This window comes from Candidatus Clostridium helianthi (genome assembly GCF_045310795.1).
Taxonomy (GTDB): Bacteria; Bacillota; Clostridia; order Clostridiales; family Clostridiaceae; genus Clostridium; species Clostridium helianthi.
In genome coordinates this window covers 81,597-93,310 of record NZ_JBJIAB010000023.1, presented here as the reverse complement: position 1 = coordinate 93,310, position 11,714 = coordinate 81,597, and the positions used below count along the sequence as shown (strand labels likewise).

The 11,714-nt window shown below is 28.8% G+C and carries 11 protein-coding genes; all 11 read right to left on the bottom strand.

What is annotated here, in order from left to right; translation table 11 throughout:
• Positions 1 to 121 precede the first annotated feature (121 nt).
• The 11 genes from ACJDTP_RS17190 to ACJDTP_RS17140 all read right to left on the bottom strand — a co-directional run bounded on the left by ACJDTP_RS17190 (position 122) and on the right by ACJDTP_RS17140 (position 11,708).
• Entirely contained in the window at positions 122 to 349 is a 228-nt protein-coding gene (locus ACJDTP_RS17190) for a hypothetical protein (RefSeq protein WP_077837561.1), read from the bottom strand.
• Positions 350 to 759: 410 nt separating this feature from the next.
• Positions 760 to 1,167 carry a bacteriohemerythrin gene (locus ACJDTP_RS17185; protein ID WP_077837560.1) on the bottom strand — a complete coding sequence of 136 codons (408 nt, stop codon included), beginning with the start codon at positions 1,165 to 1,167 and terminating at the stop codon, positions 760 to 762.
• Between the two features lie 880 nt (positions 1,168 to 2,047).
• Positions 2,048 to 2,869 (bottom strand): sporulation transcription factor Spo0A, encoded by an 822-nt coding sequence (gene spo0A, locus ACJDTP_RS17180; RefSeq protein ID WP_011969036.1) that lies wholly within the window; start codon positions 2,867 to 2,869, stop codon positions 2,048 to 2,050.
• Between the two features lie 615 nt (positions 2,870 to 3,484).
• Positions 3,485 to 4,675: a SpoIVB peptidase gene (gene spoIVB / locus ACJDTP_RS17175; protein WP_078115229.1), complete on the bottom strand. Its 1,191-nt coding sequence runs from the start codon at positions 4,673 to 4,675 to the stop codon at positions 3,485 to 3,487.
• A gap of 228 nt (positions 4,676 to 4,903) precedes the next feature.
• Positions 4,904 to 6,592 carry a DNA repair protein RecN gene (gene recN / locus ACJDTP_RS17170; RefSeq protein ID WP_406761924.1) on the bottom strand — a complete coding sequence of 563 codons (1,689 nt, stop codon included), beginning with the start codon at positions 6,590 to 6,592 and terminating at the stop codon, positions 4,904 to 4,906.
• A gap of 19 nt (positions 6,593 to 6,611) precedes the next feature.
• Positions 6,612 to 7,064, bottom strand: coding sequence for an arginine repressor (locus tag ACJDTP_RS17165; protein WP_026886488.1), 453 nt, complete (start codon positions 7,062 to 7,064; stop codon positions 6,612 to 6,614).
• Positions 7,061 to 7,915, bottom strand: a complete 855-nt coding sequence (locus ACJDTP_RS17160) for an NAD(+)/NADH kinase (RefSeq protein ID WP_406761923.1) — start codon at positions 7,913 to 7,915, stop codon at positions 7,061 to 7,063. The genes ACJDTP_RS17165 and ACJDTP_RS17160 overlap by 4 nt, the downstream gene beginning before the upstream one ends.
• A 16-nt stretch (positions 7,916 to 7,931) precedes the next feature.
• The gene (locus ACJDTP_RS17155) at positions 7,932 to 8,741 is read right to left on the bottom strand and encodes a TlyA family RNA methyltransferase (protein WP_406761922.1); all 810 of its coding nucleotides are present in this window, start codon (positions 8,739 to 8,741) and stop codon (positions 7,932 to 7,934) included.
• A gap of 12 nt (positions 8,742 to 8,753) precedes the next feature.
• Complete coding sequence (gene dxs, locus ACJDTP_RS17150; protein ID WP_406761921.1) at positions 8,754 to 10,610, bottom strand: 1-deoxy-D-xylulose-5-phosphate synthase; 1,857 nt, start codon at positions 10,608 to 10,610, stop codon at positions 8,754 to 8,756.
• Positions 10,611 to 10,627: 17 nt separating this feature from the next.
• Positions 10,628 to 11,497 (bottom strand): polyprenyl synthetase family protein, encoded by an 870-nt coding sequence (locus tag ACJDTP_RS17145; protein WP_406761920.1) that lies wholly within the window; start codon positions 11,495 to 11,497, stop codon positions 10,628 to 10,630.
• Positions 11,484 to 11,708 carry an exodeoxyribonuclease VII small subunit gene (locus ACJDTP_RS17140; protein ID WP_077837548.1) on the bottom strand — a complete coding sequence of 75 codons (225 nt, stop codon included), beginning with the start codon at positions 11,706 to 11,708 and terminating at the stop codon, positions 11,484 to 11,486. The genes ACJDTP_RS17145 and ACJDTP_RS17140 overlap by 14 nt, the downstream gene beginning before the upstream one ends.
• Between the last annotated feature and the right edge of the window lie 6 nt (positions 11,709 to 11,714).

The window sequence follows — 11,714 nt, the reverse complement described above, 5'->3', positions numbered from 1 at the left end:
ATTAGTTTGTACAGAAATCGGAGTTTGGTTCATTGTATTTTATGGGATTTCTTTTTAATTACTTGTAAAGTGGTGTTATACTTTAATAACATTATACATATTTTAATTATTTAGATTAGTTTCATATTCCTTCCCATAATACGCCTTTATCAAGCTTACATTGTGTTATAAATTCTATTGCTGCCACACTATGTTCAAGATCACCGTATAATTTTTGTTTCTCTAGGCCTGATATATTATTATTACTTATTAGTAACATCTTATAGTTTTCTACTATCATTGTTATAGCGCTTTTTAATGCTTCTTTTTGTTGATCCTTTGTTAGCTTTTCGTCTTTTACTTCTCTCATACCCTCACCCCTTTTCTATAACTAAAAATATTCTATAAGATTATATAAAATCCCTTTTTCCAATCTACAGTATTTATGTTATTTTGTATAAGATTTTTATTAATAAAATTGTGTTATTGCTATTTCCCAATATAAAACAATTTTTTTATAAACTTAAAATTCAATAAGAATTAATTTATATACTAGTCTTGTCATAATACTGTAACAATCTTAAGTTATAATGGCAATATAAACAATTTTCATTATTTTTTTACCTCAAAAAAATATCATAAACCAATTTTAGGATAGCTTATATTTCCAAATAAGCTATCCTTTTCATTGATTTTTCTTAATAATTTGCCAAATTAAAACGATTAAGATTTTTTATCTTTTAATATAATTATATTCCATCATATCTTTAGTAAACAGTACTATTTAGAACTTTCTATTAAGAATCCTCCTAGATCCCGATCCAATTCTCTAATATGCTTTCTCCACCAACTGGACATCTTTTGTTGTACATTTATAACGAATAATGCTGAGACACCAGCTTTTTCAAAAACTTTTCTTAATTCTCTAAGCTCCTCTTTGAATTCTTCATGTTGCTTATGTTGAATATCGTATTTAGGATAATTGCTCTTTCTTTGCATCTCTTCTTCATCATTAAAATGCTTAATAACGTACTCTTCTAGAAAGCTTAAAGTCTCTATAACCTCATCTTTTCCTTTTCCCTCTCTCATCGCAATTACTAACTTATTAATTCTATCAAACAATTCTTTGTGTTGATGATCTATTTTATCAATACCTACTGACCATTTCTTATCCCAATTAAATTCCATAAAAAACCACCCTTCATTAATGCATAAATTATTCTTAAGTTGATTCTCTTTTTTATAATACCTCCATAATATAATTTTAGTTAAATTGATTCGATATACTTATAAACATCGAATCTCTTTAACCTAATCATATATTTCTACATTCTTATACAAATACCTTCTTTATATCGTCTTTATTTTAACTTTTATTTCCACATTTTTCAGCACTAAAAGCATCATTTTCTCTTTTTTATACACGATGAATTGTAAACTTATAACATTGTGTAGGTTTTTATGTCGTTAATAATTTACTATTGTAATATATTTTTTAATAAAAATATACTTATTCTCTTTTTCTTACCACCTGTATACCATATAATTGTACTTTCATATGCTATAATCCACTTTTGAAACCCCATTACTTTATTGTTAGTTAATTTATTTTTTTACATAAAAAAAGACCAAAGAATATTTATATCTCCTTAGTCTAAAATATCATATCTATTTATATACTATTATTCCAGTTATATAACCCAATATTCCCGAAATAGTTATCGCTAATATTTTTAATACTGGAATATTAATTTTTATTTCCATACACTTTAATCCTCTGTCTTTCTATATCTTAAATTCTAACACTTTAATTATAACATGTCCGCTTCAAATTTTCTACTTAAAAAGGATGGTTAATTTAGGTTGCTTTCCTCTATAATTCTTTTGCTTTTGCAACCAAAACAACCTTCTATTAGTTAGATTGCTACACCTAACTAATAAAAGGCATTAGTCATATATAATGTTAGAATATTAATTTTCACAAAAACTATTAGTCGCTATTAAAATATAGATAGAAACCATTTTTTTGCAATATTCAACTTAGCTTTTCAACTTAATTAAATGCTTACTAAGACACTTTATTTTTAAGTCTTAATTTATCAGCTATTATAGCTATAAATTCACTATTTGTTGGCTTTCCTTTATCATTATGCACTGTATATCCAAATAACCTGTTAATAGCCTCAATTTGACCTCTTCCCCACGCTACTTCTATTGCATGTCTTATTGCTCTTTCAACTCTTGAAGCTGTTGTATTGTACTTCTTAGCTATTGAAGGATATAACTCTTTAGTTACTGCTGATAATAATTCCATATCGTTAACAACCATTGTTATAGCTTCTCTTAAATACATGTAACCTTTAATATGAGCTGGCACTCCAACTTCATGTATTATATTAGTTATTTCTGTTTCTAAATCAATAGGTGCCTTTGTTTTATTTTCACTTGGAGTAGATATCATTGATGATGCATACGAATTTCTCATGTTTGTTTCTTGAACTGCAGCAGAGCTATTAAACATTTCTCTGATTCTCTTTGTGAATACTTCCATGTCAAAAGGTTTTACAGTATAATAATCCGCACCAAGAGTTATTGCCTGTTGAGTAATCTTATCTTGACCTACTGCTGATAATATTATTATTCTTGGAACCTTTTCCAATTGCATTGTATTTAATTTTTCTAAAACACCTAATCCATCTAAATGTGGCATAATTATATCAAGAATAACTAAATCAGGCTTTCTTTCTACTATTAACTCCAAAGCCTCTCTACCATCTTTTGCAATTCCTGTGACAACTATATCTTTTTGATTAAGTAGATAATCATTTAATATACTGCAAAATTCTTTGTTATCATCAGCAATTAGTACAGATATTTTTGAATCTTCCATATTTTTTCTCTCCTTTTGTCCATTCTTTTATTATGTTTGTATTTTAATATATTATTTAACCCCTATAACTATATCTTATTAAATAGTTCCATTATTGTACAATATAACACAATATATTACTTCTACAAATTATTGTAAGATCCTTTGACATTAATAGGGTATGTACGTCTACATTTACAATAGTAATTTTTCTATTAATATATTCCCTTTTACATAAATATCTCTTAAGTCCGATTAATATTACTTTATCATCTTCCACTATTTGTAAATTATACACTTTTTTTCTCAGAAAGTAAATAGGTTCTGACAAAATACTTTTAAAGTATTTTTTTAAGTAAAAATGTAACTATATATTTCCTAAATTCTCAATTATTAAGTGAATACATATTTATTATATAATTATATTCCTTTTTCTACAATCTATATCGAAATTATATATTAATAATTATTTTAAAATTATGTAATTTTATATGATATAACGCCATAAATCAATACTATATTTTCCTTTGTTAATTTTATATTCCATAAATTCAAATAATTTTATATCAAACTCAAAACAAAAGCAAATGATGATAGGTAGCGATTTTTAAATACGCTACCTATCATCATTTGTTTTTATTTTATTATTCCTGCTTCTTGAAGCATCCATTCTATATAAATACCATAGCCAGTATCAGGTTTATTTATTAGTACGTGAGTGACCGCTCCAACTATTTTATCATTTTGAATTATAGGACTTCCACTCATTCCTTGAACAATTCCACCTGTTTTTTGTAACAACCTTGGATCAGTAATTTTTATTACCATGCTTTTTGACCCTGGAATAGATTGATTTAAAGTCTTTTCAATCTCAATGTCGAATTCTTGTGGACCACTTTCATCTACTGTTGTAATTATTTTAGCTTTTCCTACAGATATCTCATCTCTAAACCCAACTTTAAGAGGTTTAATTTTATTATTTAATGCTTGAGCATTTTTGATTTCACCAAAAATTCCACTTTGAGTATTTTTTTCAATATTTCCAGTTGGTGTCTCTTCATTTAAAAAAATTCCTTTCAATTCACCTGGAGATCCTTTTTCTCCTTTTCTAACACTTATTATAGATGACTCTAATAAGTCTCCTTTCTTTACTAAAAATGGTTCATTTGTGTCTGCATCTGTTATCGGATGTCCTAATGCTCCGAACTTTTTAGTACTTGGATCAAAGAAAGTCATTGTTCCCACTCCTGCAGTCGAGTCTCTTATCCATAATCCTATTTTATAATCTTTATTATTTTCTTTTTTTAGATGTATTGTTTTTGTAAGATTCTCACCATTTCTTAAAATATCAACCTTTATACTTTCATTATCACATTCTTTAATTGTTTTTAATAAATCCATGGAATTCTCCATATTTTCACCATTTACTCTTAGTATTACATCACCAATTTCAAGCCCAGCAGCCTTACCAGGACTTTCTTCCTTTTTATTATTGATTTCAATTTCAGAATATCCAACAATAATCACGCCTTCACTATTCACTCTAACTCCGACTGGATTTCCGCCTGGATATATTTCTAAATCTTTAATTTTTTGTACTTCGACAGCTTTCAGAGGAATCATTCCCAAAAATTTTATCTCATACTCATTATCGTTATTACCAATCTTACTTATGGTGTTTCCTATGGGTGCAATTGATTGTACTGTCTTTTCATCTCTTGTATAAATCTTACTTGGTAATTTCCTTATGCTCATTGTGGTAAATAAAATTAGAATAAGGATTGGAGTCATAATTAAACTAGTAGCACATAAAATTTTTTTCTTCATATTTCTCTCCTCCTTTACTTACTAATTTTAATTTTCCCACTGCACTCAAGTCTTATCCTATAAGAACTTTGTTATTGTAGTCAAAAAATTTAGCTTATACTAAATTTTAAAAGTATATAACTTTATTTCTTTTACTTTATATATAAATTTCCAAAATTATAAAAATAAAAAAATAAAACCATGCAATTACATGGTTTTATTTTTACCAATTTTATTTTCTATATGTATTTATTTTTTAATTTCTAGCTTTTTTAGTTCACTTAATTTTATCATTTCCTTAACATTATTTAATGTAGCTTCTGTTACATCGTCTCCTGCCAACATTTTACTTATCTCAAGTTCCTTTTCTTCTTTTTCTAAAATCTTTATCCTTGTAAATGTTTTGTTATCTTTAACTTTTTTCATAACAAAATAATGATGATCAGATAATACAGCAATTTGCGGTAAATGAGTTATGCATAAAACTTGATGTGTATCTGATAGTTGATACATCTTTTCTCCAACTCTTTGTGCAACTGCTCCACTTATTCCTGTATCTATTTCATCAAAAATTAATGTTGGTATTTCATCCTTCTCAGCAAAAACACATTTTAAAGCCAGCATTATTCTTGACAGTTCTCCACCTGATAATACTTTTTCAAGTGGCATAAGCGGTTCTCCTGGGTTTGTAGATATTAAAAAACTAACCTCATCAAATCCCTTCTCATTAAACTCTTTTTGACGAACTATACTTATTTCCATTCTTGATTTTTCAAGACCAACAAACGTAAGTTCTCTTAATATTTTTTCTTCTAAGAATTTACTTTTTCTTACTCTTAGTTCATGAAGAATTAAAGCTTCTTTTTCCATTTTAGATAGAATTTCTTTCTCTTTTTCCTTAAGACTTTCTATTATTTGCTCAGAATTTAATATTTCATTATATTCTTTTTTTATTTTTTCATAATAATCTAATATCTCCGGAATTGTTGGCGCATATTTCTTCTTGTAAGTATTTATTTCATAAATTCTAGAATTTACTTTCTCCAACGCATCTTGATCAAAAACAATCTCTTCTGCCATATCACGAATTTCGCGACTAGCTTCTTCTAAAGTATAAAATGCTTCTTCAATTAATTGTTTATTCTTCTTAATCTTTTCAAAATGATTTTCTACATTAGATAGTTCATGCATTATCTTTGATATGGAATCAATCACATTTAACTCTTCGTTTCCACTAAGTATTCCATATGATATAGATAAACTATTATTAATTTTTTCAGCATTTGCTAAAATATTATATTCTTCTTTTAACGTTTCTTCTTCATCCTTTTTTAATTTAGCTTTCTCAATGTCTTCAATTTGAAATTTAAGATAGTCTAATAATTTTTCCCTATCTTGATTGCCACAAATTCTATTAATTTCTTCTCTTATTTTTATTAAATCTGCCCTTAAATCACTAAATCTACCTATTGGATTTATCATCTCATCGCCTATAAATCCATCTAAATATGATATATGAGTATTTCTTTGTAGAAGTTCTTGATTAGCATGTTGGCCATGAATATCTAAAAGTTTTGCTCTAATTTTTCTAAGTTGTGAAGTAATTAAGCTTTTTCCATTTACCTTTATCAAGTTTTTTCCACTCGCATGGCTTTCTCTCGAAATTATTAACACATCTTCATACTCAATATCTAATTCTTCCAGAACCTCAGAAACTTTTGATTTTTCTAATGAAAATAATGCCTCTACATATGTTCTATCTTCACCAGTTCTTATTAAATTTTTCGAGAACTTTCCGCCAAGAACAAAGTCGATTGCATCTATCATTATGGACTTCCCTGCTCCTGTTTCTCCTGAAAGTATATTAAACCCTTCACTAAAATTTATCGTCATGTCTTCTATCAACGCAAAATTTTTGATATTTAATTGAATTAGCATTTCATCCCACCCTTAATATTTATGATGACATTCTTTTTCTTATTTTATCAACCAAATCTTCAGCACTTTCCAAACTTCTAACTAAGATGAAAATAGTATTGTCTCCTGCCACTGTTCCTGCAATATCCGCACTTTCCAAATTATCAATAGCTTCAGCTGTAATCGGTGCTGACCCTGTTATAGTTTTTATTACAACCATTTTATCTACGTTTTCTACTGAAAGTACTGTATTCGCTAAAATATTGCTTAATCTATCAATAATGTTTTTTTGTTCTCCTGTAGACACGACATATTTAGATTTACCATTAGTCGATTGCATTTTTATTAACTTTAAATTCTTTATATCTCTAGATACAGTAGCTTGTGTCACATCAAATCCTTCTTTTTTTAATGCATCTGCCAACTCTTCTTGTGTCTCTATTTCTCTTGAGCCTATGATTTCTAATATTTTAGTATGCCTTTTTGATTTCAAAGTTTCTCACCATCACATTCTTTAGAATTATTCAAAATCTTACTTCTCAAGACTTTAAAATAATCATAATCATCAAATACAAGTAATTTTACACTTTTTTTATTTTTACTTACCTTTACCGAAGTTTCATGATTAATTTTAATAGCCTTTTGACCATCTACAGTCAAATAAATTTTTTCTTCTTCATGGTCTGCATATATCTCTATAACACTGTCTCCTTTTAATACAATAGTTTGCATACTTTTGGTATGAGGGCATATAGGAGTTATTGTTATAAGTTCTAAATCTGGATATATAAATGGTCCTCCTGCTGAAAATGAATATGCTGTAGATCCAGTAGGTGTTGCTATAATAAGTCCATCACCTTTGAATGTCGAATATATTTTTCCATCTACAAAGATCGTAAATTTCACCATTCTTGAAAGAGTTCCTCTAGCCAGTACCACATCATTTAAAGCCTTAAGTTCTTCTTTATTCTCATCTGATTCAACTTTACAATTTAACATCATTCTGTCAACAAATTTATATTTCCCATCTTTCAATTTTTCAAGAGCAATATCAATATCTGATATATCTACACTTGACAAAAATCCTAAATTTCCTATATTAATCCCTAAGATAGGTGAATTAAAACTATCGTTTAAAGATCTAGCTATTCCAAGGAGTGTACCATCTCCGCCCAATACGATAAGTAAATCAATATCTACTAAATTCTGCTCTTCTATATCGAATGAATTAAAAACTTCAATGTTTTTCAAGTTAAACTTTTCCTTAAACTTTTTTACAACCATATTTAATATTTTATTATCTGCATCTTTTGATGGATTAATTGCAATCCCAATATTATTCATAGCCCCTCCAAGGAAGTTAAATTTCTATGTGTGAATTTTCAATAACTTCATCTATATCATCTTTTCCAAAATCACTCGTTTTATTTTTATCCTTTGTAAAATACACTAAATATTCTCTATTTCCTTCTGGCCCTTTAATAGGAGAAAAGCTCACACCTAAAACATTTAAGTTTTGCTGTAATAGAAAGTCTATAATATCATGTACTACTTCCTTATGTGTGCTTATCTCTCTTACAACACCTTTTTTTCCTACTTTCTCGCGTCCAGCTTCAAATTGAGGCTTTATAAGCGCAACAACTTCTCCATCATCTTTTAGCAAATTTATTGTTGCAGGCATTATTTTTTTTAGTGATATAAAAGATACATCTATAGATGCAAAGTCTAAAGGTTCTCCTATATCTTCTAGAGTAACATATCTTATATTGGTTCTTTCCATGCAAACTACTCTTTCATCAGTTCTAAGTTTCCATGCAAACTGTCCATAGCCAACATCTACAGAAAACACTTTAGAAGCACCGTTTTGAAGCATGCAATCAGTGAATCCGCCTGTGGATGCCCCTATATCCATACACACTTTATTTTCTAATGATATGCTATAAGTTTTCATTGCTTTTTCTAATTTAAGTCCACCTCTGCTAACATACTTAAGCGTTTCTCCGCGATATTCAATATTAGCATTAGAACTTACTTTCTCCCCAGCCTTATCTACTTTTTGACCATCAACATAAACTTTACCTTCCATTATGCAAGCTTTTGCTTTTTCTCTAGAATTAATTATGCCCTTTTCTACTAAAAGTAAATCAAGTCTTTCTTTTTTTTCCGCCATTTGTTTCTCCTTTTAATCATAAAGCTTCATAACAATCTTGCTTATATTCTCGTAATCTAATTTATATGTTTTATACAAGATTTCTACATTTCCCTGAGGAATAAATTCATCATCATATCCAAGTGATCTAATAGTTCCTTTATAATCTATTTCACTTAAATAATCTCTTACAGCTGAACCTAATCCACCTTTTAAAATGTTATCCTCTATTGTTAAAACATTATATCCTTCTTTTTTTATATTTTCTAGTAATTTTTTATCAATTGGCTTAACAAATGTTGCATTAATAACCGTTGGATTTAATCCTTTCTCATATAGGAATTCTTTTGCAAGCATTGCATGTTGAACCATCCTGCCAGTTGCAATAATACAAACCTTAGAACCTCTATTTACTATTTCCCATTGTCCTTCTACCACCTCTTTAATTGGTGAAAGAGTATCAATTATGTTTCCACCCTTTGGATATCTTATTGCAACTGGCGCATTTTTGTTAATTGCCCACTTTAATAAAACATCAACTTCTTCTAGACATTTTGGTACAACTATATGTATATTAGGGATCATAGATAAATAGGATAAATCATTAATACCTTGATGAGTTTCACCGTCTTCTCCAACTATTCCCGCTCTATCTATCGCAAATACTACAGGAAGATTTTGAATACAAACATCATGCAATACCTGGTCAAACGCCCTTTGTAGAAATGTTGAATAAACTGCGAAAACAGGTTTTAAACCGTTACTCGCCATCCCAGCTGCAAGAGTAACTGCATGTTCTTCTGCTATTCCCACATCAAAGAATCTATCTCTAAATTTCTGTGAAAAACACTTAAGTCCTGTACCTTCTGGCATAGCTGCTGTAATTGCAACTATTTTTTCATCTTGAGCTCCAAGATTTACTAGTGCCTTTCCAAATGCCTTTGAATAGCTATTCTTTGGTGATGCATTTGATTCACCGCTTTCTAAATTAAATGCTCCTACCGCATGGTACTTACTTGGACTTTCTTCTGCTAGCGCATAACCTTTTCCTTTTTGAGTTAAAATATGTATTATTACTGGTTCGTTTATTTCTTTTGCTTTTATAAACACCTCTGTCATTGCATCGATATCATGCCCATCAATTGGTCCAATATATTTTACCCCCATGTTTTCAAAAAACATAGATGGAACTATTAATTGCTTTATGCTATCTTTAACTTTAGATATTTTTCCCGCTATATTTTTACCTAGATTTGAGTTATCTAGAGATGCATGAATATCAGTCTTTAACTTATTATATACTGGTGCTATTCTAAGTTTATTTAAATATCGCGATAATCCTCCGACATTTGTTGAAATTGACATCTGGTTATCATTTAATATAATGATTAATTTTGTTTTTCTAAATCCAACATCATTTAGAGCCTCGATTGCCATTCCACCTGTTAGAGCACCATCACCTATAACAGAGATAACATTATATTTTTCTTTCTTTAAATCTCTTGCCCTTGCAATTCCAAGCGCTGCTGATATTGAAGTGCTACTATGACCTGTATCAAAATAATCATATTTACTTTCATTTCTCTTAGGAAATCCACTTATTCCATCATATTTCCTAAGCTTTTTAAATCCTTCTTTTCTTCCAGTCAAAATTTTGTAAACATAACTCTGGTGTCCTACATCCCATACTATTTTATCTTTATCAAAGCTAAAAGCTTTAAATAAACTTAATGTTAATTCAACGACTCCTAAATTAGATGCCAAATGGCCACCAGTTTTAGAGACACTATCTATTAAAAATTTTCTAATCTCACTACTTAAAACTTTATAATCTTCTTCATTAAGCTTTTTTAAATCTTCTGGAAAATTCAATTTATCCAGTAAGTTCATAACAATCATTCCCTCTATTAATTTTCTCTATTTAAAAGAGTATATGTAAGTTCAACTAAACAATCTGAATTAACACTCAAACTCTTAAGAATAGATATGCATTCTTTAGTTAAAGTTTCACATAATTCTTTGCACTTATCTAATCCAAAAGCCGATATAAAATTTGTTTTATTATGTTCTTCATCTGCATGTATATTTTTACCTAATACATTACTATCTCCAATAACATCCAATATGTCATCTTTTATTTGAAAAACAAGCCCTAGCTTTTCACCATATTCTCTTAATAATCTCAAATCATCTTCAGGCGCGTCAGCTAAAATTGCTCCTGAAACTATTGCTGCTCTAATAAGTGCACCTGTTTTTTTAGCATGCATATATTCTAACTCATCTTGTGATATCTTCTTTCCTTCTGAAATAATGTCTACTACTTGACCGCCTATCATACCTTCTGCGCCTGCCGCAACTGCTATCTCATGTGCCGCTCTTAAAGCATTGTTTTCACTTTTTAGCGCATAATCCATCATTATTATCATAGCTTCGTTTAATAAAGCATCTCCTGCAAGAACTGCTATATTTTCCTGAAATTTAATATGATTTGTAGGTTTTCCTCTTCTTAAATCGTCATTATCCATACAAGGAAGGTCATCGTGAATCAATGAGTATGTATGAATCATTTCCATGGCAGCTGCCATTGGCATAACTTTCCTATAATCTTCTTTGTATATATAGTAAGTTAGCGAAAGCAATATTGGTCGTATTCTTTTCCCGCCTATATTCAAACTATAGCTGCATGAATCATATATAATTCTATTAAAACTTCCTTTTTTACTAAAATAATTTTCTAAATATTCATTGATATCTTTTTTTAAATTATTTATCTCCATACTCTTCACTAAACTCCAATTCTTTATCATCTTTAATTATAGAAATTTTAGCTTCATAGGAATCTAAAATCTTATAAATCTTATTTACAAGTTTAACACCTTCTTCATAAGATTTCATAGATTCCTCAAGATTCAAGTCATCTGTTTCTAAATTGCTTAATATATCTTGAAGTTTAGTTAACATTTCTTCATAACTTTCTTTTTTAGCCATATCTCA

What these genes read in the sequence shown, in the direction of transcription:
- ACJDTP_RS17190 (WP_077837561.1), bottom strand. Translation starts at nt 349, where the DNA reads ATGAGAGAAGTAAAAGACGAAAAGCTAACAAAGGATCAACAAAAAGAA.
- ACJDTP_RS17185 (WP_077837560.1), bottom strand. Translation starts at nt 1,167, where the DNA reads ATGGAATTTAATTGGGATAAGAAATGGTCAGTAGGTATTGATAAAATA.
- spo0A (WP_011969036.1), bottom strand. Translation starts at nt 2,869, where the DNA reads ATGGAAGATTCAAAAATATCTGTACTAATTGCTGATGATAACAAAGAA.
- spoIVB (WP_078115229.1), bottom strand. Translation starts at nt 4,675, where the DNA reads ATGAAGAAAAAAATTTTATGTGCTACTAGTTTAATTATGACTCCAATC.
- recN (WP_406761924.1), bottom strand. Translation starts at nt 6,592, where the DNA reads ATGCTAATTCAATTAAATATCAAAAATTTTGCGTTGATAGAAGACATG.
- ACJDTP_RS17160 (WP_406761923.1), bottom strand. Translation starts at nt 7,915, where the DNA reads ATGAATAATATTGGGATTGCAATTAATCCATCAAAAGATGCAGATAAT.
- ACJDTP_RS17155 (WP_406761922.1), bottom strand. Translation starts at nt 8,741, where the DNA reads ATGGCGGAAAAAAAAGAAAGACTTGATTTACTTTTAGTAGAAAAGGGC.
- dxs (WP_406761921.1), bottom strand. Translation starts at nt 10,610, where the DNA reads ATGAACTTACTGGATAAATTGAATTTTCCAGAAGATTTAAAAAAGCTT.
- ACJDTP_RS17145 (WP_406761920.1), bottom strand. Translation starts at nt 11,497, where the DNA reads ATGGAGATAAATAATTTAAAAAAAGATATCAATGAATATTTAGAAAAT.
- ACJDTP_RS17140 (WP_077837548.1), bottom strand. Translation starts at nt 11,708, where the DNA reads ATGGCTAAAAAAGAAAGTTATGAAGAAATGTTAACTAAACTTCAAGAT.